Origin of the sequence: [Muricauda] lutisoli (nom. illeg.) (assembly GCF_017313105.1) — a bacterium.
Taxonomy (GTDB): Bacteria; Bacteroidota; Bacteroidia; order Flavobacteriales; family Flavobacteriaceae; genus Flagellimonas; species Flagellimonas lutisoli.
In genome coordinates this window covers 453,912-480,032 of sequence record NZ_JAFLND010000003.1, presented here as the reverse complement: position 1 = coordinate 480,032, position 26,121 = coordinate 453,912, and the positions used below count along the sequence as shown (strand labels likewise).

Here is a 26,121-nt window from a genome sequence, read left to right as displayed (position 1 = left end):
TAAAGGCACCGAAACTCGGTGCCTTTTTTTATTCATAAAACCTTAAACATACCCATGAAACTTATAATAAGATTATTGTTAAATGCACTCGCGGTTGTTATACTTTCCTATGTATTACCGGGGGTAGGCGTAGATTCAATGCTAACCGCAATAATAGTTGCCATCGTGCTTAGTGTACTCAACTTTTTGGTAAAACCCATTTTGGTTATTCTTACCTTACCCATTACTGTACTTACCTTGGGGCTTTTTCTTTTGGTGATCAATGCAATAATAATTTTGTTAGCTGCAAACCTCATTGACGGGTTTTATGTGAGTGGTTTTTGGTGGGCCATAATTTTCAGTCTACTACTGGCATTTTTGCAAGCCATTTTGCACTCCATTTTAAAAGAAGACCAATAGAAATCATTTTGTTTGAAAGTCAAGGGTTTAAAAACTTGTCAGCAACACAAAAAAGAGTTACTTTTGCATCCCATTTTTAGAAAGCAAATTAGGTAGGAAATGAATATAACCAAAGAGCAGATTGACGATCTTAATGCAGTAGTAAAGGTTGCCATAAGCAAAGAAGACTATCAGGATAAAGTAGAGAAAATCCTAAAGGATTATAGAAAGCAGGCGAACATTCCTGGTTTTAGAAAAGGACAGGTTCCCATGGGGCTTATCAAAAAGCAGTATGGCAAAGCTGTTCTGGTAGACGAAGTAAACAAATTGCTACAGGACAATCTGAACAAATACCTTACAGAAGAAAAATTAGATGTTTTGGGCAATCCGCTTCCAAAACAACAAGACGATTTTGATTGGGACAAAGATAACCTTGATTTTGAATTTGAATTGGGCCTGGCTCCAAGTTTCGACGTAAACTTGAAGACTAAAAAAGCGGTTACCCAATACAAAATTGTAGCCGATAAAAAAATGATCGAGGAGCAAGTTGAGCGTATTCAAAAGCAATACGGAAAACTGATCTCCAAGAAAGAAGTTGGCAAGAAAGATGAAGTTACCGGTTTCTTTGCGAATGAAGAAGAAGAAATCGACCACAAGGCAACCATTGAAATGGACAAAATCAAGAGCAAAAAGGCTGTTGATGCCCTTGTTGGAAAAAAAGTGGGTGACACCGTTACCCTTTCCACAAAAGGTCTTTTCAAAGAAGATTATTTGCTTCCTGCCGCTTTGGGCATTGCAAAAGATAAAGCAGATGGCCTTAAAGTCGATGTAACCTTTACCATTGAGGAAATCAATGAAAGAGAACCAGCTGCTTTGGACCAAGAACTTTTTGATAAATTGTTCGGTGAAGGTAAAGTAACTTCGGAAAAGGAATTAAAGGACAAGATCAAAGAAGATTCGGAGAAACAGTTTGAGCAGCAAGCCGACCAAAAATTGCTGAACGATATCACCGAAAAATTGATTGATGAGACCAAATTCGAGCTTCCTTCCGAGTTTTTGAAAAAGTGGATTCAAATCAGTGGAGAAAATCCATTGACAGAAGATGAAGCCAAGGAAGAGTTCGAAAAATCAGAAAAGGGACTTCGTTACCAATTGATCGAAGGTAAGATCATCCAAGAAAACGATCTTCAGGTCCAGTTTGATGAATTAAAGGAATTCGCCAAAGGATTTATTAAATCCCAAATGGCGCAGTACGGCCACTTGGACCCAAAAGAGGAAGAACTGGAAAGCGTTGCCGCCAGAGTAATGAGCAATCAGGACGAAGTTAAAAGATTGTCCGAACAGTTGATGAGCCAAAAACTTTTGGACCTTTATAAAGAAAAGGCCAACCTCAAGGTGAAGGAAGTCTCTTATGACGACTTCATCAAGGAAGCATACAGCTAAGGCTTCGCTAAAAGAAAATTAAGTATCTTTACGGTGCCGGAACGCTAGTTTTTCGGCACCTTTTTTTTAAGATAAATCGAGTCAAATCCTATGGATTACGGAAAAGAATTTAAAAAATACGCTACCCAACATCATGGTATCAACAGTATGTACTATGACAAGATCATGAGTACCATGTATCCCATGAACATGACCCCGAACATTATCGAGGAAAGACAACTGAACGCTGTTGCCATGGATGTCTTCTCCAGATTGATGATGGACAGAATTATTTTTATGGGAACCGGGATCAATGATCAGGTAGCCAATATTGTACAGGCACAGTTGCTTTTCTTGGAAAGTGCCGATGCCTCCAAAGACATTCAAATATACATTAACTCCCCAGGGGGAAGTGTGTATGCCGGATTGGGCATTTACGACACCATGCAATTTATAAAACCTGATGTAGCGACCATTTGTACAGGAATAGCTGCATCCATGGCAGCCGTATTACTTTGTGCCGGACACGAAGGTAAACGAAGTGGGTTACCTCATTCAAGAGTAATGATCCATCAACCACTGTCTGGAGCACAGGGTCAGGCCAGTGATATTGAAATTGCAGCCCAAGAAGTGCTCAAGATCAAAGACGAACTTTATCAAATAATTTCCAAGCATACAGGTCAAACTTTCGACAAAGTCTACGAAGACAGTGATCGTGATTTTTGGATGAGGGCGCCAGAAGCCAAAGAATATGGTATGATTGACGAAATATTGATCAGAGAGAAGTAAGAATCACCACAATTGATTAAAAAACAACCACTTAACATAGAACAAATCCATTTTATTTACGTTATTGTTGGTTGAAGATTAAAATTTTATGGCAAAGGAAAATTTGGAATGTTCTTTTTGTGGAAGGAAAAAACCGGAAACCAATTTATTGATTGCCGGCCTTGATGCGCATATTTGCGATAGATGTATAGAACAAGCCCATAGCATTGTAGCAGAGGAGTCCAAGCAAACAAAAAATCAGGATCTATCTTCAGAATTGGTTTTGAAAAAACCTATGGAAATCCGCGATTTCTTGGACACTTTTGTAATTGGACAGGAAAGAACCAAAAAAGTAATGTCCGTTGCGGTATACAACCACTACAAACGATTGTTGCAGCCGAAAGGCAAGGATGATGATATAGAAATCCAGAAGAGCAACATTGTTATGGTGGGGCAAACTGGTACGGGTAAAACACTTATTGCCAAGACCATAGCCAAAATGCTCAATGTACCCTTGGCCATTGTGGATGCTACTGTTTTAACGGAAGCGGGATACGTAGGTGAAGATGTGGAAAGCATTTTGACACGTTTGCTTCAAGCTGCGGATTACAATTTGGAAAAAGCAGAGCGCGGTATAGTTTTTATTGATGAAATCGACAAGATCGCCCGTAAAAGTGACAACCCTTCCATTACTCGCGATGTTTCAGGAGAGGGTGTACAGCAAGGATTACTGAAACTTTTGGAGGGAACAACGGTAAACGTCCCACCTAAAGGAGGTCGCAAACACCCAGACCAAAAGTTCATCGAGGTAAATACCGAAAACATTCTATTTGTAGCGGGAGGCGCTTTTGATGGTATCGAACGTATCATCACCAAACGTTTGAATATGCAAGCTGTTGGGTATAGTGCATCCAAAGCGGAAGAAAACCTGGACCAAGAAAATATCCTTCAGTACATTATACCAAAGGATTTAAAGGAATTTGGACTTATTCCGGAAATTATCGGAAGACTTCCCGTACTTACCCACATGAATCCTTTGGATGCCAAAACGCTCCGCGCCATTTTAACCGAACCCAAGAATGCCATCATAAAACAATATGAAAAACTGTTTGCCATGGATGACATTAAGTTCACCATTACCGATCAGGCATTGGATTATATTGTTGAAAAAGCGGTAGAGTATAAACTTGGGGCACGTGGTTTACGCTCGTTGTGCGAAGCCGTATTTACCGATGCCATGTTTACATTACCAAGTGGTGATGAAACAGAGTTCAAGGTAACCAAGGACTACGCAGAGAAAAAACTATCCTACGAAACGGTCAAAAAATTAAAGGCAGTTTCTTAAATCACCTTTTTGGTGATGTTTTCCAGTAGTTCTAAACTCACTTCCGAGATTATTTTTTCGTCGGAGTATAAAGTATGTCCAAAATTGGGGACGATTTTAAGATTGGCTCCTACACGTTGGGCCCATTTTAAACTGGGTTTTGATTTATCGCACTCGCCATAAATCAATTGTATGTCCGAAACTGCTGTTTCTTCCTCCGTATCTATCCCCGTAGCAGAAATTGCAGTTATGGATTTGGCCGGCAATCCCTTTAAAGATGCCTTGTAAGCAACCGTTGCACCCGCTCCGAATGCCAAATAATGGGCTTTTTGTGTTTCTTTTTTAATTAGGTTCGAAACAGCCCTGTCAATCCCTTTTTCACGAAAGGCCTTATCAATGTTTTCTTCTGAAGAGATGGAAACATCCACATTCCCCAATTGCTGACAATCGTGGAACACGATATCGTAATATTGCTGAAGGTAACCAAAATATGAGGCTATCCATAGTCCCTTTTTAGCTCCCCACTTATCTGAAATAACAACAAGTTTCTCTGCCATGATTTTTTAATGGTTTGGTGTTTATAAAGATTTGATTGGGGGAATTTCATCAATAAACGTTGCAAATCCATTTTTATTTGTTCAAAAGAAACGTTTTTACGACGAATGGGAGCAACTTACGAAAACGTTTTCGTAAACTCTCGATGAACATCAAATTTAAAGGATATACTACTTTATTAAACATTCATTTGGAGTAGTTCCTCGATGCAATCACGCTCATTGGACAGTCTTGGAATTTTGTGCTGTCCGCCCAATTTATTCTTGGATTTTAGCCAGTTATGAAACAAATTTTCTCGGGCTACGTGTACCTTTGGCATTTTTAGGGTAATGTTATTGTAGCGCTTAGCTTCATAATCGGAATTCAAGGATTTAAGCGCATTGTCCAACATTTCGGTGAAGTATGCGATATCCTCAGGTGGTTTCCTAAACTCAATGATCCATTCGTGCGCACCCTTTTCCTTTCCGGTCATAAAAATAGGAGCTGCCGTGTAATCCATGATCTCTGCCTCGGTTTTCAGACATACCTGCTTTAGGGCTTCTTCTGCATTTTCAATGATCAGCTCTTCACCAAATACATTAATATGATGTTTGGTTCGCCCTGTAATTTTAATACGATATGGATTTTTGGATGTGAATCGGATGGTATCCCCGATTTTGTAACGCCACAGTCCTGCATTGGTGGTAATGACCATAGCATAGTTTATCCCTAATTGAACCTCCCAAAGTGGAATTGCGTGGTCGCCTTCCCCATTTACATCAATCGGGATAAATTCATAAAAAATACCATAGTCCAACATGAGCAATAGCTCATCGGAATTATTTTGGTCTTGAATTCCAAAAAATCCTTCAGAGGCATTATAAGTTTCGTAGTAGTTGAACTTTTTTCGGGGCAACAGTTTTTTGTACTGATTTTTATATGGCGTAAAACTAACTCCTCCATGGAAGTATACCTCCAGATTCTCCCATACCTCAAACAAATGGTTCTTACCGGTTTTCTCCAAAACCTGGTTGAGCAAAACCAACATCCACGATGGAACACCGGCCAAACTGGTTACATTCTCTCGTATGCTTTCCTCAATAATGGCCTCTAGTTTAGATTCCCATTCCGTCATAAGAGACACCTTATTGCTGGGCGTACTGCTATATTCGGCCCATAGCGGCATATTATCGATCAATATGGCGGAGAGATCTCCAAAAAAGGTTCCATTGTCTTCATAGAGTTCCTTGCTTCCGCCCAATCTAAGACTTTTACCTGTGAACAATTGGGAATTCTCATTGTTGTTCAGGTACAAACACAACAAATCCTTGCTGGATTTATAATGGCAATCCTCCAAAGCCTCGGTACTTACTGGAATAAATTTGCTCTTTGCATTGGTGGTACCGCTACTCTTGGCAAACCATTTTATGGAAGTGGGCCAAAACAAGTTCTGCTCTCCCCTACGCGTTCGCTCGATCAGCGGCGCAATATCCTCATAAGTTACAATGGGCACCCTGTTCCTGAATTCATCGTACTTCGGAAGATCCTGAAATCCGTACTGTTTCCCGATCATGGTATCTTTGGAAAAGTCCACAAGCTGGCGCAATACCTCATCCTGCACATCCAAAGGATACTTTAAAAAAAGCTCTATTTGATGGTAGCGCTTTCTTAATAACCAAGAAGCTATGGAGTTGAATAATGGTATTGGCATTTTAGGTATCTTTAACCAAAGAAATTTAGGTTGGCGTAACTGCTAAAATAGCTTTTCTAACACTCATTTTCAAATAAGATAAACACATTCATTTTAATATGTTATACGAAGGAGTCCTGAGAAAGATGCGAACGGAAATAGGAAACCCCATTCAATATTTTTTGGTTTTCGAAAACGATTTTATCAATATGAACCAAGGGCTGGACAAGGAGCTTCAGATAGATTTCATAAAATACCAATGTTTGAACTGCGGAGAAGATAAACCTATATACCGACAAGGGTTTTGTAAATCCTGCTTTTTTGAAACGCCCCGCGCCGGTGACTGGATTATGAAACCTGAATTGAGCACTGCCCATTTGGGCAAAGAGGACCGCGATCTTGAGTTTGAAAAAAAGATGCAGCTACAACCGCACATTGTATATTTGGCAAATTCCAGCAATATAAAAGTGGGTGTTACCCGTAAAGCGCAAATACCTACACGTTGGATAGACCAAGGAGCGCATGAAGCCATCGAAATCGTGGAAGTGCCCAACCGTTATTTGGCAGGTATTACCGAAGTAGCTTTAAAGGAACATGTAAGCGATAAGACCAGTTGGCAAAAAATGCTGAAAAATGATCTGGAGGATGTGGATTTAGTGGAATGGCGAAACAAGTTAAAGTCGAGCATTCCTGACGAGGCCATAGATTATTATTTGGATGATAAGGAAGAAACCCATTTGGAATTTCCCGTATTGCGCTATCCCGATAAGGTAAAGAGCCTCAATTTGGACAAAACACCAAGTTACAAAGGTGTGCTTAAGGGTATTAAAGGGCAGTATCTCATTTTTGAGGACAACACGGTATTTAATGTAAGAGGAAGTGAAGGATATTATGTGGGGATAAATTTCAGCTGAGTTCCGGGATTCCCGCACATTAAGCCTCTAACCTCAACAAACACAGTGCATGAGCGAAAAAATCAAACTTACCGAAGCGATTTCCATTGGAATTGGCGGCATGGTGGGTGGTGGTATTTTTGCCGTATTAGGGTTGGCCGTGACCCTGTCCAAAGGTGGGACGCCCTTAGCCTTTCTTTTTGCAGGGATCTTGGCACTGATCACTTCCTATAGTTATGTAAAGCTTTCAAAAAAATATGCCGACAGGGGCGGTACGGTAAAATTCATCAACCAAGGGTTCGGGAGAACTGTATTTAGTGGTGGCATAAATAATTTGCTTTGGGTAAGTTATATCATTATGCTATCTCTTTATGCTTCGGCCTTTGGCTCCTATGCGCCCAACTTGGTTCCGATAACCGGTAGCGAACTGGATTTTCATATCTATGCAAGCGCTATCATTGTATTGGCTTCCATTATCAATTATTATAGCATCAAGGTGGTGGGTATGATAGAATCCTATGCCGTAATCATTAAATTGGTTATTCTGATTTCCTTTATCGGTGTTGGTTTGTATGGTTTGATAGGTAATCCCAATCTGGAGCAATTATCTCCCGAAAACTGGGAAGCCCCCTTGCAGCTATTGACCGGGGGCATGGTAATTTTTGTGGCCTATGAAGGTTTTGAGCTTATTGCCAACTCGGCTCCGGACATCGAAAATCCAGAGAAGAACATTCCCAGAGCCTACTATATTTCCATCATTTTTGTGGTGCTTTTGTATATCATTATAGCCGTGGTCACTGTGGGGTCACTTCCTTTTGATACCATCAAGACTGCCGAAGATTATGTATTGGCGGAGGCCGCCAAACCCATGTTAGGGCAAGCTGGCTTTACTATCATCACCATTGCTGCCCTCATTTCCACTTTCTCTGCTATTAACGCTTCCATTTATGGCGGAAGCCGGGTGAGTTATGAAATTGCGGAGGAAGATGAACTTCCACACCAATTCACCTACCAATTATGGAACCAACCCATTGGGCTTCTCATAACCGCGATTCTAACACTGGTCCTGACCAACACCTTGGAATTGGAAAGTATATCAACGGCGGGTAGCGTTGGCTTTCTGTTGGTTTTTGCAACGGTCAACTATGTTGGCTTCAAGCTTTCAAAGGATACCAAAGGTTTAAAGTCCATTCCCATCGCCGGCTTTGTGCTATGCCTTATTGCCATGATGGTCTTACTACAGCAACAGTTTTCATCAAACAGAATGGGGGTTATTGTTGCCATTGCCATTATCGGAAGCTGTTTTTTCATTGAGTATATCTATAAGAGAATGAAAAAGAACGAGCACTAACCTTCTCCTCTTTTTTTTTCTGCTACAACTCAATAAAAAAGCTTATTTTCAGTGGGTTATCTGTTTTTACCACCGCCAAACCACTAAAACCAACCTTACATGAAAAACTTTCCGAATGCCTTCGTCATACTGCTCGGCGTTATAGCTATGGCTTGGATATTTACGTATTTGATTCCTCAAGGGTCCTATGAAAGATTACTTGATGAAGAAACGGGCATTACAAGGGTGGTCAAGGATTCTTACCAACAAATAGATGCTGAGAGCCCTTCGTTTCTCGATCTTCTCGTTTCCATTCCCCAAGGAATTTCCGGGAGAGCGGACCTAATTATTCTTATACTTTTGATCGGAGGTTGTTTTTACCTCATTGAAAGAACAGGGGCCTTTAACCAAGGACTGGTAAAATTAGTTTCTTCCCTTGAGGGTAAAGAAGGCCTGGCCTTAATACTTCTAGCGACACTTTTTATAGCAGGGGGAGCAACCATTGGTCTTCAAGAAGAAGTGGTCGCCCTGACCCCTATTCTTCTATTATTTGGCAAGAGTTTGGGATATAATGGTTTTACCATGCTCTTTGCCAGTTATGGTTCCACGGTTGTTGGCAGTTCCTTTGGCGCTTCCAATCCCTTTGGGGTTATTTTGGCACAGAAAGAGGCTGCACTACCTTTACTTTCCGGTAGTTCGTTGCGACTTATTGTGCTTTTGATAGCATCGATCGTTTGGATACTTTATCTTCTTTATTATGCCAAGAACAATAGGATAGAAAAAGTAAAAATGCCTTCACAGGGCAACTCATTAAGCCAAAGCAACAAAATAATCCTACTGCTGTTGGGTACAACTTTTTCCATCGTGATTTTTGGAATTATTCAGTTTGAATGGGGATTTAGTGAGATGTCCGGTTGCTTTTTTGCTCTTGGCATTGTATGTGGACTGATCGCAAAAATGGGCTGGAACAAAACTGGCGAAACCTATATTGCAGGGATGAAAGAAATGGTATTTGCCAGCATCGTAATCGGTTTGGCCAATAGTATTTCCATTTTGTTGACCAAAGGAATGGTCATGGACAGCATTGTTTATGGTCTCTTTGGTCCTCTACAAAATTTTCCCCCAGCGGTATCCGGAGTACTTATGATGGTTTCACATACCCTACTGCATTTTCCTGTACCCAGTTATTCCGGACAGGCAGTTTTAACCCTTCCCATATTGGTCCCTTTATCCGATTTAATCGGATTATCCCGTCAAATTTGTGTATTGGCCTATCAATACGGAGCTATAATGGCGGATATGATCGTTCCCACCAATGGTGCATTAATGGCTGTAATTGCCCTAGCAAAAATACCCTATAACAAATGGTTCAAATTTGCGCTAAAACCTACCTTGCTCATGCTGTTGATTGGGGCATTCACCATTATATTTGCCGTAGCTACAGGCTATAACTAGTATTTATGAGGTAGAACCATATCCGAATAACCGACCATGCTCAAGTTTTTTAGAAAAGTAAGAAAGGAATTGATTGCCGATAAAAAAGTCAGCAATTACATTTTATACGCCATAGGGGAGATTGTATTGGTAGTCATAGGCATCCTGATTGCCTTGGCCATCGACAATGCCAATGATCAAAGCATCAAAAGAGAGAAAGAACAGATTTACCTTATCGGCCTGAGAGATGAATTCAGAACCAGTAAAATCAAATTAAAAGAACTCATTACATTCAACAAGCAAAGCTATGAGGATTCCAAAAAAATTGTGGCCTACATGGAAAACCCGGATGCTTTACTCAACGAACAGGAACTTGCCAACTTATTGTACAATGCTTTTGCCTTTGACATTTCTTTCAATCCGAACAACTCCTTATTGGAAGAAATGATCAATTCGGGAAGTTTGAAGGATATCTCCAATCCACGTTTGCGGATTTTGCTGACCAATTGGATCTCGAATATAGAAGACATTTCCCAACAGGAAACAATGTTGGACAAAGAAAGGAATAAGATTATTGATATGTTTCGCACCGAAAAAAACAGCATTAAAACCATCTACGACCTAACAGGGGTTTCCAAGGAACTAGGACTTCCTGTGAGTTCGGAAAGCGCAAGCAATCGTGACATTTTATTATCAAAAGAATTTGAGAACAATATGCTCATGTTCATCCTGACCAGCATAAAAACCGAAACAGCACATTATAATCCCTTAATGCAAAGCATGGAAGAAATTCTGAAAACCATTGATGGGGAAATCAAGGAATAAAAAAGGGCGATTTTAAATCGCCCTTACTTTTTTAGTTTACGGTATCTTTTTTCTTTTTGCCGAGCAGTCCGCCCAAAATGGATTTGGCTGCATTTTTCACCTCATCCTTTTCTGTTTTGCTCGTATCCGTTGTTACGGTGTCCTTCTTTCCTCCCAGTATATTGCCAATGGCCTCTTTTACGCCACTCGATTTAGTCTTGGTGGTATCGCTCTCCTCCTTTTTAAAGACATCTGATAAAAGATCTTTGGCTTTATCCTTGCCCTGGTTCACCAATTTGTTCTTTTGCATTTCCACTAATTTGGAGGTCAAGGTCTTTACACTTGATGTTAGGTCGGTACTAACGGATGGATTTGCAAAACTACCCCCAATATTGGCCGTAACCGGAACGGTCACCTCCCCCATGCTTTGGTCGTTCATCTGGGCAATCAATTTGTTTACCTCAGCACCCAAATATTTGGCCGGAACATCCAAGGTTGCCTTGTATTGCATTTGTTTGTCAAAGGTATGGCTACCATCAACGTTAATATTGATATCCTTGTACTTTAAAGTGAAGGGTTTCACCTTTACCGCTCCGTTATCAAAAGTCAATGCCGTTTTGAGCCCGTCCAAATTAATTTGCTCGGTATCCAAAAAGTTCAGCTTACTGTCCAAAGAAGAAACCAACGGTGCTTTTTGAGCATCCAATTTTGGGGACAATAGTTCCGCCAGCAAGTTCCCGGATATGGTGGCCAAGTTTGGCGTAAAATCATCTTTAAGGTTACCTGCAATCTTAATATCGGAATTTAGTTTGCCCTGCAGTGCACTGGCCAAAGGCGTTAATACCTTGAACAATTCCAAACCTGCAAAGGATTCCCCTATATTAAAATTGTTCATACCAAGATTAAGGTCGAATGTGGAATTCTCTTGCTTGGTGGATACTGCTCCCGATAATCCCAAGGTACCACCGAATAAGTCCGAGGTGAGATTTTTTACGGTAGCCGTTTCATCTTTGATGATCAAGGTTCCCTTTACGTTTTTTAGGTTAAGGTTATCATAGACGACCGTATTGGCAGTAGCTTCCACAGTGCAATCCAAAAACGAAGGGATTTTTATGCGCTCCTCACCTTTTGCGGTGGAACCTGTTTCTTCTTCTGTGGACTCAGGAGCTTCTTCGGTTTCCTCGACCATAAAATCATTCAATGCAAAGTGATTCGAGTTCAATGTAAACCTTCCTTCAATATTTTCATCATTGAACATAAAGCCCAGCAAATTGGCGAGCGTTCCCTTGGCGTCAAAATCAGTGCTTCCCGTTTTCCCTTTGAAGGAATCCAGGGTTACGGTGTTCGGGTTAAACGTAACGGCTGCCGCATTGATGGCGACAGGATTTTTAAGCTCCTCCGAAGCATACTCGAAACCGGAAACGGATGCCTTTCCGCTTGTTGTGGTATTCTGGTATTGCTTTTTCTCCAAAGAAGCCATATCAAAAGCCGTGGTTACGTCGGCATTTAAAACCCCTTTAAGGTTATAGCCGTTCGGCACAGGGTAAGCTTTTGAAATGTTTGCCAAGTTAATTCGTCCGTCCATATGGGCATTTACCTTGGTGTTGCCCATCAATTCCCTGATCTTGGCATTCAGGTTGAACTTATCCTCATCGATAATAAAAGAGAGCCTATTGATGTTGACGTAGGTGTCCTCCGTAATGCCTGTCTCGTTATTGATTTCGGTATCGATATACACATTACGCACCGATTTGGGCAAATCAGGATATTTGAAGGATGCATTTTCAGAGTTGATGGCGATTTTGAAAGTTGGGATATGTTCGTCATCGACCACGCCCTTGAACTCCCCTTTCACTTCAAAATTTCCGGTTGTTTCCACGTTCTCAATATTGGAGGCGTAGGCTTCGGGAATCACGGCCAAAAAGTTTTTAAAATCGGAGGATGGCGTTTTAAATGTAATGTCCACTTCCTGATTGTCCTCGTTTACTTTTACAAAACCGTCAAAGACCAAAGGCAATTGGTTCACAAGGGCTTTGTTCTCCAAAAAGGTGTATTTGTTCTCGCTCAAATCAATACCAATTAGGGCATCCAAATTGATTTTGTTCTTGTTCAAGTATTGGGTGCTGTCCATCTCAAAGGACACCAGGGCATCGGTCAGTGTTTTTAATTCTGATTTCTCCAAAGACAGGTCACCGGTTCCAGAATGATTCATCTCGGATATGTCCAAAAGCATCCCGCTGCCCAAATCTTCGTAAATAATTGTTGAATTGGTAATGGCATACGAATCCATGTTCAAGGTGAAGTTTTCACTGGATTCTTCAGATGGTGTTGAAGTTGATGCTTCACTTTCCTTTGCAATATCGTAATTGGCATTACCCTCTGCGTCCGCCTTTATGTGCAGCTTAGCACCATCAATGTTCAAGGTTTTGATGACAATCGGCTCATCCGCGGATTTGAATAATTCCTTAATGGCCAACGACAATGCTATTTTGGAAGAGGCAAACAAAGTATCTCCTTCAAAAGGGGACTTGTTGACCAATGAAAGCTTGGTCAATTCCACATTTGCATTTGGAAAACTTCTGAGGAGACTAAGGTCTGCTTCTTCAAAATCCAAAGTGGCATTGATGCTATTGTTGACTTTGGTCTTGATGACATCTTCAATTTTACCTTGAAGAAATAGAGGGACGGCAATTACGATTGCTAGTAGGATAAGTAGGGTTATTCCGGTAATTTTCAGGACTTTTTTCTTCATACTTGTATGTTTTACAACAAATTAAAGGAGAAGTTGTCAATCCAAAGAAATTTCTTCCCCTATTTTTAAGTTAAATCTTTTTCGCATTAGATATACGAAGAAATAGAGCAAAGGGGTGTCGAGAAGCGCGATCATTATCTTAAAAATCACACCGCTGATCAGTAATCCGTAGAATTTGTCCCAAGGTAGCACTCCAAAAATACATAAGAGTCCCACCACCGTAAAAGTGTCTATAAACTGGGACGAAAAAGTCGAAAAATTATTCCTGAGCCACAGCATCCTTCCATTGGTTACCCGTTTCCAAAAATGATAAATGGTGATATCGATATACTGAGCTCCCAAATAAGCCAACATGGAGGCCAAAACTCCCAAAGGTGACAAACCAAACACGGTTGTGAAGGTAGCGTCATCTACAGGTGATGTGGGGATAGCACTGGAATAGTTGGCGATCAAAATGATGCCCATCGAGAAAAATGAGGCGAAAATCCCAGCGGTAACGACCTGATTGGCTTTTTTCTGGCCATAGATTTCAGAGACCAAATCAGTAATCAAAAAAGTTATGGGATAGGGCAGAATACCCACAGAAAGTTCAAAAAGCGGAGCTCCAAATACAGTGACCTCTCCAAAGGGGTTCCAAGAGAAAAATTTTTGAAAGATAAGATTGGACACCACCAAAGAGGTGATGAACAATGCCCCGAGATACAGATATATGGAAAATGCTAACTTCTTGTCCTTTTGCGTCATATGTGTCTTAAAAGCCCCTAGAAGGAACTATTATGGCAATCTATTTAATAGTTAAGCTAAAGGGCATTTTAGCCTGGACACCCTTTTGTTTGGTAAATTGTTTGAACTCCTTTAAAACCTCATAGGCCTCGGTTCCTATCTCCTCTTGAATAATGGATTTCCCAATTTTGGTCTTTATCGACCCAAAGTCTTCCATAAACCGTTCAAAATCGGATTTGTATTTGGGATATTTTCTAATCCCATAGTCTTCCACTCCGGCCATTTCTGCTGCCGCTGCAATGGCATCATCCAAGGTGCCCAGTTCGTCCACCAGACCAAGTGCTTGGGCATCCACCCCGCTCCAAACCCTGCCTTGTGCCACTTCGTTAACACGTTCGACCGACATGTTTCGGCCCTGGGCCACCCGATCCAAAAAGGTTTCGTAGGTTTCCTCGATACTCTCCTGCATTACGCTGCGAAAGGAATCGGTCATGGGTTCAAAAAATGAATAATCCACCGAGTTTTGGTTGGTACCTACCTGTTCGGCATTTATGCCAATATTATCTGCCAGTTGGTTCACGTTCGGAATAGTTCCAAAAACTCCTATGGAGCCGGTTATGGTAGTAGGCTCTGCAAAAATCATATCGCCCCCTACCCCAATATAATAACCGCCTGAGGCCGCCACATTGCCAAAAGAAACCACCAGTGGCTTTTCTTCTTTGGCCAGTTGCATTTCCCTCCAAATGATATCGGAGACCAAAGCACTGCCTCCCGGAGAATTCACCCGAAGCACAATGGCTTTTACGCGCTCATTGTCCAAAGCTTTGTGCAATGCATCCACAATAAGGCCTTGTCCTATATAATTTTTTCCGCCTTCACCGCCCAAAATTTCTCCTTGGGCGTAAATAACGGCGATTTTATCGGAGCCTTTATGGATTTTTCTTTTGTTGGCCTTTTGCACGTAGTCCATAAGCCCAACATAATTCAATTCGTCATCTTCGCTCAACCCGATTTTTTCCTTGAGCAAGTTCTCGTATTGATCAAAATATAAGGTACCATCCAACAGACCTGAGGCAACAGCGTACTCCGGGGTTCTTCCTCCAAGGGTGTCAGCAATTATGTTCAAGTTTTGGGGCGTAATGTTTCTGGATTCGGAAATATCATCCACGATAACGCTCCAGATAGAAGTAATCAATTCCTTTATTTGGGTGCGGTTCTCCTCGCTCATCGTATCGGAAAGAAAGGGCTCAACAGCACTTTTATACTTACCATGGCGAATGACCTCCATTTTTATCCCGGATTTTTCCTGCAGCTCTTTATAAAAAAGCACTTCCGTAGCCAGTCCCTTAAAATCCAGAACACCAACAGGGTTAACATACACCTCATCCGCTGCACTGGCCAAATAATAATCCCTTTGCGCATAGACATCGGCGTGGGCCAAGACAAACTTGCCTGTGGATTTAAAATCCAACAAAGCCTTTCGTATTTCGCGGGTCTGTGCAACTCCGGCCTGTAAAAACCCCGTTGTAAGGCTAATACCTTCAATATTATCATCGTTCTTTGCTACTTCAATAGCGTGCAAAATCTCATCCAGACCGAGTTCAACACCCCCAAAGGCAGCAAAAGGGTCAGTTTCATCTTTTCCCGTATAATCCAGAATAGGTGCAACAAAACTAAGTTCCAACACAGAGTTTTTCTTAACCACGACACCATCATCCGCACTACCAATTAGGGCCATAAATATGAAGAACATGCCAACGACTATCATAAATGCCACTAAGCTCCCCAAAATTGAGGCAAGTAGGTTTCTTAAAAACTTCATTCAATAAAATTTAATACGCTTCAAATATAACCATTGTAGTATTGTTTTGTTTACTTTGTTTCTTCGATTATGGTCACAAAACAAAAGGTATATCTTTCTTTGGGCAGCAATTTGGGAAATCGTCTTGCGAACCTCCAAAAAGCCATTTTTCGTTTACAGGAAAAAGCAGGAAAAATCTTGGATATTTCCTCGGTGTACGAAACCCCCGCCCTAGGTTTTGAAGGAGATCAGTTCCTTAACATCGTTGTTTCCGTTTTAACACCGCTTGCCCCATTGGAATTATTGGGAACCATTTTACAGATTGAACGGGATTTTGGTAGGATTCGTTCCGTGGATGGCGGGTACACATCCCGTACCTTGGACATTGATATCATTTATTATGGCAATGAAATCATCAATAATGATGATTTGGTAATTCCCCATCCAAAAATGCAACATAGGAAGTTTGTTTTAAAGCCACTAAGCGATATTGCCCCTCAATTTTACCATCCAGTACTGCATAAGGACACCCGTAACCTTTTACAGGAGTGTAGGGACAAAAGCCAACTTACCAAAACAAAGCACAAATTGTTCAAGGATAGGTCCGGACTATTCTCCCAGTTACAATTGATTGCCATAGAAGGGAATATTGGTGCAGGAAAAACCACCTTATCCAAAATGATCGCCAGTGATTTTAATGCCAAATTGGTATTGGAACGTTTTGCGGACAACCCCTTTCTCCCCAAATTCTATGAGGACCAGGCACGCTATGCATTTCCTTTGGAAATGTCCTTTTTGGCCGATAGGTATCAGCAATTTATGGACGACACCTCTCAGTTTGATCTTTTCAAGAATTTTATGGTAAGTGATTACGACATTTTTAAATCGCTGATCTTTGCCAAGGTAACGCTGCAGAAAGAAGAGTACAATCTATACCGAAAGGTCTTTAGCTTTATGTACAAAGAGGTGAAAAAGCCTGAGATTTACCTGTATCTCTATCAAAATACCGAACGGTTATTGGCCAATATAAAAAAAAGGGGACGTGATTATGAGCAGAACATCGACCCTGTTTACTTGGAAAAAATCAATCGGGGCTATTTGGATTTCATCAAGAGCAACCCCAATCAAAACAGTATAATTCTGGATATGGGCGAACTCGATTTTGTAAATAATCCGGCCGATTACGAATTCATTTTAGAAAAGCTCGAAGACAATATACTTTCATCAAACATTTAAGAGAATTTTTGGAAAATGTTTGGATATAACGAATGGTTTTATTTTATTAGCAACCTCAATTCGAGAAACTAACTAACTCAGACTTTATATATGGCCCTGTTTTTCAGGGCCTTTTTTATTTTTCAGCGTTTTGTTTGGACCAAACATCCCAAACCACTACCCCCGTACTTACTGAAATATTCAAGGAATGCTTGGTGCCGAATTGGGGAATCTCCAAAACAGTATCACTGGCCGTGACCACCTCTTGCGATACCCCTTTCACCTCGTTACCAAAAACCAAAGCAATGGTTTCATCCGAATTGATTTGGAAATCATTCAACATCACCGCCTTTTCTGCCTGTTCAACAGACACGATTTGAATACCCTTTTGCTTTAACTCCTCTACCAACTCCAAAGTATCCTCACGGTACTCCCAATCTACACTTTCGGTGGCGCCCAAAGCTGTTTTACGGATATCTTTATGTGGAGGAGTGGCCGTAATGCCGCACAGATAAATTTTCTGAATCAAAAAAGCATCAGCGGTACGGAACACGGAGCCAATATTGTTCAAACTGCGAACATTGTCCAAAATAATAATGATCGGCGATTTTTTGACCTCCTTAAAACTGGCCACATCCAATCGGTCCAGCTCGCTATTTTCAAGTTTTCGACTCATTTTTTAAACATTGGGGTGAAAATATCAACAAAAATTTTTGATGGTCGATGAAAACAATATATTCGTTTTCATCCCAATTTTGGGCAAAAGTAACAGAATTAAATCGCTTTGGCAGCCAAGAAAAAGAATAAGAAAGTTACCCCGTTGATGCAACAGTACAATGCCATTAAGGTAAAACATCCTGATGCACTGTTGCTGTTCCGCGTAGGGGACTTTTACGAGACCTTTGGAGAGGATGCAGTGAAGGCCGCCAAAATATTGGGCATCATCCTTACCCATAGAAACAATGGGGGAGACAAGACCGAATTGGCAGGGTTTCCGCATCATTCTTTGAACACCTATTTGCCCAAATTGGTAAAGGCCGGGCAACGGGTGGCCATTTGCGACCAGCTGGAAGACCCCAAACAAACGAAAAGCATTGTAAAGCGGGGCGTAACAGAATTGGTGACACCGGGCGTTGCCCTAAACGATGACATACTTAACGCAAAGAGCAACAACTTTTTGTGTGCCGTACATTTTGGACGCAACAAATTGGGAATCTCCTTTTTGGATATTTCCACAGGTGAATATTTGACCTCGGAAGGCTCGGTGGAACAGTTGGATAAACTGCTACAGAATTTTTCACCGAACGAAGTCTTGGTATCCAAAAACCATAAAAAGGATTTTGTGGAGTGCTTCGGCAACCAGTTCCACAGTTTCTTTTTGGAGGATTGGATTTTTCAGGAGGATTATGCCCATGAGAGTTTAAACCATCATTTTGGGACCACCACCCTAAAAGGATTTGGAATAGATCATCTCAATCACGGAATCATTGCTTCGGGCGCCGTACTGCACTACCTCTCCGAGACACAGCACAGCCGATTACAGCACATCAACAAAATTAAGCGAATTGCGGAGGAGGAATATGTGTGGATGGACCGTTTTACCATTAGAAATCTGGAGCTTTACCATTCCTCGCACCAAAATGCGGTCACCCTGCTGGACATTATCGACAAGACCATTTCCCCAATGGGTGGACGATTGCTGAAGAGGTGGTTGGCGCTTCCCTTAAAAAATGTGGAAAAAATTCATCAACGACATCAGGTGGTGTCTTATTTAAAAAATGAAGATGAACAACTGAACAAGATCCAGGGGCACATCAAACAAATGGGCGACCTGGAACGGTTGATTTCCAAATTGGCCACCGGGAAAATCAATCCCAAAGAGGTGGTTCAACTTAAAAATTCATTGGAAGCTGTTGTCCCCATCAAACAACTGGCACAAAACAGCACCAACGATTCCTTACAGGATATTGGGGAGCGCTTGAACGATTGTGACGCACTCCGCTCAAAAATAAAAGAAGTCCTTAAGGAGGAGGCTCCTGTCAACATTGCCAAAGGCAACACTATTGCAGAGAGCTATTCCGAAGAATTGGACGAATTGCGCGGACTCGCTTTTTCCAGCAAGGACTATCTCGACAAAATGCTGGAAAGGGAAACCAAAGAAACTGGGATCACTTCTTTAAAAATTGCATCGAACAATGTATTTGGCTATTACATCGAGGTAAGGAATACCCACAAGGACAAGGTTCCCGAAAGCTGGATACGCAAACAGACCTTGGTCAACGCAGAGCGTTATATTACAGAAGAGTTAAAGGAATACGAGTCCAAGATTTTGGGGGCCGAAGAACGGATTTACCAACTGGAACAACAGCTTTTCGAACAATTGCTCGTTTGGATGCAGGAATATATTGCCCCCGTACAGCTCAATGCATACCTCATCGCCCAATTGGACTGCCTTTCGGGGTTTGCACAATTGGCCAAGGAGAACAACTATGTTGCACCAGAGGTGAATGATTCCACCACAATCGACATTAAGGAAGGCAGGCACCCTGTTATTGAAAAGCAATTGCCCATTGGCGATGCTTATGTGACCAATGATGTACTCTTAAACCGAGAGGAACAACAAATCATTATGATTACAGGGCCCAATATGAGCGGTAAGTCGGCCTTGCTACGGCAAACCGCACTTATTGTGTTATTGGCCCAAATGGGAAGTTTTGTGCCTGCGGCAGAGGCCAGTTTAGGTGTGGTGGACAAAATATTCACAAGGGTCGGGGCAAGCGACAACATTTCGATGGGCGAATCGACCTTTATGGTTGAAATGAACGAGACCGCCTCTATTTTGAACAATCTCTCAGAACGTAGTTTGGTGTTATTGGATGAAATTGGCCGTGGAACCAGTACCTATGATGGGATTTCGATTGCCTGGGGCATTTCGGAATATCTGCACGAACACCCTGCTAAAGCAAAGACATTGTTCGCAACGCACTACCACGAACTTAATGATATGACCAATACATTTTCCCGTATCAAAAACTACAACGTTTCGGTAAAAGAGTTGGAGGACAATGTGCTTTTCTTGCGGAAATTGGTGCCTGGAGGTAGCGAACACAGTTTTGGAATACACGTGGCGAAAATGGCGGGAATGCCCCAACAGGTGATTCAAAAAGCAAACAAAATCCTTAAAAAACTTGAAAAATCACATGCCAGTGAAGAAGTAAGCGACAAGCTACAGGCCACCCAAAATGAAATGCAGTTAAGTTTTTTCAATTTGGACGATCCTTTATTGGAAGAAATCAAGGAGGAAATTTTGCACTTGGACATTGATACCCTGACTCCTGTGGAGGCGTTGATGAAATTAAACGAGATCAAGCGATTGCTTGGAAAAAAGAAAAAGGCTTCTTCCTAAAAAAATTCTTTTATTTTAATAGAAATGTTATAAATTTGCATCCGCGCTTGGGAAAAGTGCAGCGTTCTTTAATATGCGAAAATAGCTCAGCTGGTAGAGCATCACCTTGCCAAGGTGGAGGTCGCGGGTTCGAATCCCGTTTTTCGCTCGACTTTGACTCCGCTCAGTCACCACGGGTGGAGTTTTTTTTTACATACAAGTCCTGCTCGAGTGGTGGAATTGGTAGACACGCCGGACTTAAAATCCTGTGGGCATTATTGCCCGTGCGGGTTCAAGTCCCGCCTCGAGTACAGAAAAACCCTATAAACACAATGTTTATAGGGTTTTTTGTTTTTATAAGTAACAGAATAGCCACAAACCTTCTTGTATGCTATCGTTTATTACATGTTTAGGTAAACGTTTTTGACAGTTCACAATGAACCTTTTTACCCTCTCGCACTACGATATCGACTACTTCTTCAATATCTTTTTCGGAAGTTCTGAAGTTAACAATACAAGCTCTCAAACAATATTGTTGGTTGACAATCGCATTGGATATAAACACTTCGCCTCCAGCTTGCAATGCGTTTAATAAGGTTTCATTTAATTTGTTTAGATATTCAAGGTTTTCTGCTCTATCTTTTGGTTTATACCTAAATGTTGTAATACTTAAATTTTGTGATATTGCTTCCAACTCTGGGTTATTATCAGCCAGATCATACAACATTTTTGAGAGTTGAATGTCCTCACTAATCAATTTTCTATAACCACTACGGCCCAACTGTTTAAGGGAGAGCCATACTTTTAACGCTCTAAAACCTCGTGAGTTTTGGAGTCCGTATTCATAGAAGTTTTGTGCAACCTCATCTTCGCTTTTACTGAAATTGTAATATTCAGGATGTGAACTAAAAGTATCGGTTAGATGACATGGGTTTTTCACCAATGTGCACCCCGCTTCCAGTGGACTGTATAACCATTTATGGGGATCCAGTGCTATGGAATCCGCTTCCTCGATTCCTTCAAATACGTGTTTAAGTTCTGGAATAATCGCCGCTGGCATCCCATAGGCACCATCTATATGAAACCATATATCATATTTTTTACACACAACCGAAATCTCGTTCAAATTATCCACAACGCCCGTGCTGACATCTCCGGCTGTACCAACTATCATTAAAGGGGTGAAATTGTTTTCAATATCTTCTTTTATTGTCGATTCCAGAATCGACGTCTCCATTTTATTTGACACATCAGTGGGAATCCAACGTATCGAATTAGTACCTAAACCAAATAAAACAACCGCTTTCTCTATCCATGTATGTGTTGCTTTGGAACAGTAAACGGTAAATTGGTTTTCTGAATTTTGAATCCCACATTCCTTAACACTCAATGGAGCTTTAGCCGTTCTTGCAGCTAAGAACGCAGTAAAATTTGCCATATTTCCACCACTTACCAAAATACCGCCGTAATCTGATGGAACACCTATAAATTCTCTCAACCATTTTATGGTTTGTTTTTCGATTTCAGTGGCAATTGGACTTAAAATATGTGCCCCAACATTCGGGTTGACCGATGCAGCTAGCAAATCTGCCAAGGCCCCAATCGGAGCTGCGGAAGAAGTGATATACCCCATGAATTTCGGATGGCCATTAAAAAGTGAATTGTTCAAAAGCAGTTCGGTGGCCTGAGCAATCAACTCGGAAGCTTCACTTCCATTATCCGGCAAAGAAGTGGTTCCTATAACTTTTTGAATTTCAGACGGACTTCTGTTATAGGTAACCGGTTTTTTATCAATCTGATTCATAAAATTTGAGATGTCATCTATCAGTTGATAACCAATTTGTCTAAACTCTTCTCCATCTATCTCAATGGGATTGGTTCTAGGGTTTTTCATCTAGTTGTCTTTTAAGAAAATTGATTTGGGCCTTACTTGATTTTTCAAATAACCTACTCGGATAATTCAACAATCCGAAATGACCTCCAGAAATATCAACCCATTCTTTGGGCTGCATAATTAAGCTAAATATTTTGGCTGTAATATTTGGGTTCGCACCTGCCATTTCATCATTTTTTGCAACAATCATTAGAATGGGTGCTTTTAGATGTGCTGCACATTGACTCAAATGAAACTCTTCAGGAGTTTCTGTGTTGGAAAATGAGACCACGTTTTGCCAGTTTGTTCCAAAGCGTCCTCCGTACTCCATAAACCACCGGAATGCTGTTAATTCCTTTAATGCAGAAGGATTGTTGATCTGATCATGCGAAACGACCGCCACTCTTTCAGTTGTAGAATAAGGCAACCCCAAGATGTCATCTTCCAACAACGTTTCTTTTGCAAAGGTATAAAGAGCACTGTCCCTATCCTTTAATGGATAATGATCTCCAAAAGCAGGAACCATAGCTATAATGGCTTTGACCCTCTCGTCTACTGAACCAACTAAAAAGGCTTCACGTGCACTCATGCTCGACCCCCATACCATAATTTTATTTGTATCTATTTCGGGCTGTTTAAAGACAAAATCAATTGCATCGATATAGCCTCTGGATTGGACCCAAAAGTTGATTTCCTGACGTGGTTCCCCATCGCTAATACCCAGGTTTCTATGATCATACAACAGTACTGCAAAATCAGCTTTCCTAAAGCGTTCAGCATATTTGTCTGCGATCATCCCATGGATTGTGGTTGTAAAACCATGGGCCATTATCACAACAGGATACTTTTTGGAAGATATTTTTTTGGGCAAATACAATCGTCCTCTTAATATAACTTGTTGCGATATAAACTCAATTGCTCGGAACATACTGCTGTCTTTAAATAAACTCAAAAGCCAGAATGTACCATTGCAACCCTGGCTTTTAGAATGGAAATCAAAAGTGGTACTTGCTAAGCTTCTGATTTTTTCAGTGGTGAATGATGTTCGTGAACCATTTTCCAACCATCATTTGTTTTAACAAAAAGCAGGGTGATCTGATCGTTCACAATCACTAGATCCTCTCCAAATTTTAAATGAAAATCTGAATGAAAGGTTACATTGGCCACATCTCCATAAACGGCAATTTGTAGATTTTTGGCTTCAAACTTTAATACTTCTGTTGCCGAACCAAATACATTGCGTTCATGAGATTCGTTTGCTTCTCCTCCATTCCTTGGCTCACCATTCTTAAATTCAGTGAATTTTGGCCCATAGGCATGAAATGCAATTAGTTTATCGATGTCCCCATCCTTTATACTTTGGGCAATCGCTCCAAAAGTATTCATGACTTCTTGTTTGGCTTCCGGGAATTCGTCATTTATCAGGTCGACTTGAGCGTTAATGTACGAAAGCGATAAACCATAAACCGCTATCAAGGTTAATGTGAGTTTTGTTTTCATAATGTGATGTTTGTTTAAATGAATGATGTAAAATTCACTTAAAACCAAGACACTTGACTTTCAGAAAAGTTCAAAAAACATTCTAAAACGTCCAAATATGGCTCCTGTACTCAATCTTTCGTTATTTGCGTTCTATACTGATGTGGAGGAAGGTCGTATTGTTCTTTGAATGATTTTATAAAGTGAGATGAATTTATAAAACCACAATCATAGCTTATTTGATTGATATGTAAGTCAGTCCCAATCAATAGTTTTTTAGCATATTCGAGCCGTTTAAACTTGATCCATCTCGAAGGTGTTGTACCATAAATATGTTTAAAATCCCGTTTAAAAGCAGACAAACTTCTACCACATAATTTGGCAAATTCTTCAACCTTTAAATTAAAAAGGAAATTTTCGGACATTACCTTTTCAATATTGCCACCTGTTTTTTTTGTCCTGGAGTTTGAAATTTTGAACTCTGACCTATGGGGACGCATTCCAGTAACAAACTCTTCCATTTCTGCCAGTATTGGGTAGGTGTCGCCTGTCCAAAACAGATGGTCACTGCCTTCAAATTCAACAAGCTTGGAATTAGGTATTCGTTCAGCAATGTATCTGCCTTCTTGTACCCGTATTTCAATGTCATCCTTTCTGAATAGTAGAAGTGTTGGAACTTCAATTGAACCCAGAATGTCTGTCACATCTATTTGCGTACATTGCTTGTGTAGTATTAAGGCCGCTTTAGGACTTGCCCCTGAACGTAAATAACTCGCCAGCCAATCCATGAACCCATTATCGTGTGCAAGGGAGGGTACCAGTGTTCTTAATTCATCCAAGTCACCATGGGCCCAATTATCTTCTATTAATTTATTTGAAACTTCACGCTCTTCATCTGTAGGGGCCCACGGATAATTTTCTGAATATCTTCGTTTGGCAAAAATACCAAAACCCATTACCCCTAAAGTACGTTCTGGATAATTTAAAGAAAACAATAAGCTCACAGAACCTCCTTCAGAGTGGCTAAACAAAAATGCTTTTCCAGAATGTGTAGCATCCATTACCGCATTGATGTCATCCATTCGTTCTTCCATTGTGGAATAATCATCAGTACGGTCTGAAAGTCCAGTCCCTCTTTTATCAAATAAAATAAGTCTAGAAAATAAGGCGAGTCTGGCCAAAAAAGCGGCCAATCTTGGTTCTGCCCACATCATATCAATATTCGAGACCCAACCAGGAATATAAATGATGTCTACTGGACCATCGCCCACTACCTGATAAGCAATGTTAAATTCACCACTTTTAGTATAATTGGTTTTTGGTTTCATAAATAATTATTCAATCACCAAGCAGTTACGCATCTTTTATTTGAACTTTGCCTTACATTCAGTGAAGAACTCTAAAAAGTATTTATGGTTGAAGGTAGAAATATTTTTGTAACATATAGCAAATCAGTTCAATGGGTGATGATTTGATCTATCATTAACTACTGTTGGTATTTGATGCGTATCTTTCACTGATCGAATATCGATAATTCAGAAAATAACTATTTGTAGTCTCAGGGATACTCAAACCAAGCACTATGTATTACTCGAACAAGGATATTATGGAAATGGACAAGGTTGTCCGTCTAAAAATCATCAATTCCATAACAGGAATCAAGCCTGCCAACCTGATTGGAACCATAGACCATGATCAAGTGACCAATTTGGCTGTTTTCAGCTCTGTGGTTCATTTGGGTAGCCAACCACCACTTTTGGGCTTTATAGCCAGACCAAAAACGCAAGATTCCGGACATACGCTCCGTAATATTGAGGAAAAAGGCGTGTACACCATAAATCATATTCACCCTGAATTTATTGAACGGGCCCATTATACCTCCGCTAAATTTGACAAGAATATCTCAGAGTTTGATCGGTGTGGGTTCTCGGAAGAATATATCGATGCTTTCGAGGCTCCTTTTGTAAAGGAAAGTTTAGTGAAAATCGGACTTCGTTTAAAAGAAACGGTTCCTATTCCTTTGAACGGAACCACATTGGTGATTGGGGAAATAGCCCATCTTGTATTGCCTGACACGGCCATGGAGACCGGAGACATTAATCTGGAGCATCTTCAAAGTACCGGTATTTCCGGACTCAATAGCTATTATGAATTAAAAAAAGTGGCCCAACACCCCTATGTGAGAATCGGGGAGGTTCCGGATTTTGATAAATGAATCGTTAAAGTGACATAAAATCCCTTTTAATCAATTGATTGTCAGTTTTTTATTGTTTTTTAGAAAAAATCCGTTAAAACCAACTTAAAAAAACCCAACCA

General features: G+C 40.7%; 21 protein-coding genes and 2 tRNA genes. 13 read left to right on the top strand and 10 right to left on the bottom strand.

The features are described 5' to 3' along the window. The first annotated feature begins 54 nt into the window (after positions 1-54). The 4 genes from J0X13_RS13030 to clpX all read left to right on the top strand — a co-directional run bounded on the left by J0X13_RS13030 (position 55) and on the right by clpX (position 3,913). On the top strand, positions 55-399 hold the full coding sequence (locus tag J0X13_RS13030) for a phage holin family protein (RefSeq protein WP_100817295.1): 345 nt from the start codon (positions 55-57) through the stop codon (positions 397-399). A 99-nt stretch (positions 400-498) separates the two neighbouring features. Further along, on the top strand, positions 499-1,821 hold the full coding sequence (gene tig / locus J0X13_RS13025) for a trigger factor (protein ID WP_207071836.1): 1,323 nt from the start codon (positions 499-501) through the stop codon (positions 1,819-1,821). 90 nt (positions 1,822-1,911) lie between these two features. After that, the gene (clpP, locus tag J0X13_RS13020; protein ID WP_207029953.1) at positions 1,912-2,589 is read left to right on the top strand and encodes an ATP-dependent Clp endopeptidase proteolytic subunit ClpP; all 678 of its coding nucleotides are present in this window, start codon (positions 1,912-1,914) and stop codon (positions 2,587-2,589) included. Positions 2,590-2,677: 88 nt separating this feature from the next. Beyond that, on the top strand, positions 2,678-3,913 hold the full coding sequence (gene clpX / locus J0X13_RS13015) for an ATP-dependent Clp protease ATP-binding subunit ClpX (RefSeq protein ID WP_207071835.1): 1,236 nt from the start codon (positions 2,678-2,680) through the stop codon (positions 3,911-3,913). Here clpX and J0X13_RS13010 read toward each other — a convergent pair. Together J0X13_RS13010 and J0X13_RS13005 are read right to left on the bottom strand one after the other, a co-directional pair. Continuing rightward, a complete protein-coding gene (locus J0X13_RS13010) occupies positions 3,910-4,449 on the bottom strand; it encodes a hypothetical protein (protein WP_242535730.1) in 540 nt (179 codons plus the stop codon). The two genes, clpX and J0X13_RS13010, sit on opposite strands and share 4 nt — an antisense overlap. A gap of 176 nt (positions 4,450-4,625) precedes the next feature. Beyond that, the gene (locus J0X13_RS13005) at positions 4,626-6,137 is read right to left on the bottom strand and encodes a GH3 auxin-responsive promoter family protein (RefSeq protein WP_207071834.1); all 1,512 of its coding nucleotides are present in this window, start codon (positions 6,135-6,137) and stop codon (positions 4,626-4,628) included. A 98-nt stretch (positions 6,138-6,235) separates the two neighbouring features. On the opposite strand from J0X13_RS13005, the gene J0X13_RS13000 reads away from it, so the two are divergent. From J0X13_RS13000 to J0X13_RS12985, 4 genes are all read left to right on the top strand, one after another. Next, entirely contained in the window at positions 6,236-7,030 is a 795-nt protein-coding gene (locus J0X13_RS13000; protein ID WP_207071833.1) for a DUF2797 domain-containing protein, read from the top strand. A 49-nt stretch (positions 7,031-7,079) separates the two neighbouring features. Continuing rightward, positions 7,080-8,360 carry an APC family permease gene (locus J0X13_RS12995; protein WP_207071832.1) on the top strand — a complete coding sequence of 427 codons (1,281 nt, stop codon included), beginning with the start codon at positions 7,080-7,082 and terminating at the stop codon, positions 8,358-8,360. Between the two features lie 99 nt (positions 8,361-8,459). Further along, on the top strand, positions 8,460-9,794 hold the full coding sequence (locus J0X13_RS12990) for a YfcC family protein (RefSeq protein ID WP_207071831.1): 1,335 nt from the start codon (positions 8,460-8,462) through the stop codon (positions 9,792-9,794). 36 nt (positions 9,795-9,830) lie between these two features. Then, the gene (locus J0X13_RS12985; RefSeq protein WP_207071830.1) at positions 9,831-10,598 is read left to right on the top strand and encodes a DUF6090 family protein; all 768 of its coding nucleotides are present in this window, start codon (positions 9,831-9,833) and stop codon (positions 10,596-10,598) included. 31 nt (positions 10,599-10,629) lie between these two features. Here the strand turns inward: J0X13_RS12985 and J0X13_RS12980 are convergent, their stop codons facing one another. The 3 genes from J0X13_RS12980 to sppA are packed head-to-tail and all read right to left on the bottom strand — an operon-like array spanning position 10,630 to position 15,874. Then, complete coding sequence (locus J0X13_RS12980; RefSeq protein WP_207071829.1) at positions 10,630-13,329, bottom strand: AsmA family protein; 2,700 nt, start codon at positions 13,327-13,329, stop codon at positions 10,630-10,632. A gap of 36 nt (positions 13,330-13,365) precedes the next feature. Beyond that, entirely contained in the window at positions 13,366-14,073 is a 708-nt protein-coding gene (locus tag J0X13_RS12975) for a queuosine precursor transporter (protein WP_207071828.1), read from the bottom strand. A 40-nt stretch (positions 14,074-14,113) separates the two neighbouring features. After that, positions 14,114-15,874 carry a signal peptide peptidase SppA gene (gene sppA, locus J0X13_RS12970; RefSeq protein WP_207071827.1) on the bottom strand — a complete coding sequence of 587 codons (1,761 nt, stop codon included), beginning with the start codon at positions 15,872-15,874 and terminating at the stop codon, positions 14,114-14,116. 69 nt (positions 15,875-15,943) lie between these two features. On the opposite strand from sppA, the gene folK reads away from it, so the two are divergent. Beyond that, positions 15,944-17,089: a 2-amino-4-hydroxy-6-hydroxymethyldihydropteridine diphosphokinase gene (gene folK / locus J0X13_RS12965; RefSeq protein WP_207071826.1), complete on the top strand. Its 1,146-nt coding sequence runs from the start codon at positions 15,944-15,946 to the stop codon at positions 17,087-17,089. Positions 17,090-17,204: 115 nt separating this feature from the next. On the opposite strand, the gene J0X13_RS12960 is transcribed toward folK, so the two are convergent. Then, entirely contained in the window at positions 17,205-17,744 is a 540-nt protein-coding gene (locus J0X13_RS12960) for an RNA methyltransferase (protein ID WP_207071825.1), read from the bottom strand. Positions 17,745-17,891: 147 nt separating this feature from the next. Here J0X13_RS12960 and mutS point away from each other — a divergent pair, with 147 nt between their 5' ends. The 3 genes from mutS (at position 17,892) to J0X13_RS12945 (ending at position 20,764) form a co-directional block, all read left to right on the top strand. Then, complete coding sequence (mutS, locus tag J0X13_RS12955; RefSeq protein ID WP_207072061.1) at positions 17,892-20,474, top strand: DNA mismatch repair protein MutS; 2,583 nt, start codon at positions 17,892-17,894, stop codon at positions 20,472-20,474. A gap of 75 nt (positions 20,475-20,549) precedes the next feature. Continuing rightward, positions 20,550-20,622: transfer RNA gene (locus J0X13_RS12950), tRNA-Gly, on the top strand. A gap of 56 nt (positions 20,623-20,678) precedes the next feature. Beyond that, positions 20,679-20,764: transfer RNA gene (locus J0X13_RS12945), tRNA-Leu, on the top strand. A gap of 98 nt (positions 20,765-20,862) precedes the next feature. Here the strand turns inward: J0X13_RS12945 and J0X13_RS12940 are convergent. The 4 genes from J0X13_RS12940 to J0X13_RS12925 all read right to left on the bottom strand — a co-directional run bounded on the left by J0X13_RS12940 (position 20,863) and on the right by J0X13_RS12925 (position 25,133). Beyond that, positions 20,863-22,347 (bottom strand): pyridoxal phosphate-dependent decarboxylase family protein, encoded by a 1,485-nt coding sequence (locus J0X13_RS12940; RefSeq protein ID WP_207071824.1) that lies wholly within the window; start codon positions 22,345-22,347, stop codon positions 20,863-20,865. Next, positions 22,334-23,254: an alpha/beta hydrolase gene (locus J0X13_RS12935; protein ID WP_207071823.1), complete on the bottom strand. Its 921-nt coding sequence runs from the start codon at positions 23,252-23,254 to the stop codon at positions 22,334-22,336. Before J0X13_RS12935 ends, J0X13_RS12940 begins: the two co-directional genes overlap by 14 nt. An 83-nt stretch (positions 23,255-23,337) precedes the next feature. Further along, positions 23,338-23,826, bottom strand: coding sequence for a YybH family protein (locus J0X13_RS12930; protein ID WP_207071822.1), 489 nt, complete (start codon positions 23,824-23,826; stop codon positions 23,338-23,340). Positions 23,827-23,936: 110 nt separating this feature from the next. Further along, positions 23,937-25,133, bottom strand: a complete 1,197-nt coding sequence (locus J0X13_RS12925; protein WP_207071821.1) for an alpha/beta fold hydrolase — start codon at positions 25,131-25,133, stop codon at positions 23,937-23,939. Positions 25,134-25,387: 254 nt separating this feature from the next. Between J0X13_RS12925 and J0X13_RS12920 the strand changes: the two genes are divergently transcribed. Beyond that, positions 25,388-26,020 carry a flavin reductase family protein gene (locus J0X13_RS12920; protein WP_207071820.1) on the top strand — a complete coding sequence of 211 codons (633 nt, stop codon included), beginning with the start codon at positions 25,388-25,390 and terminating at the stop codon, positions 26,018-26,020. Positions 26,021-26,121: the final 101 nt, after the last annotated feature.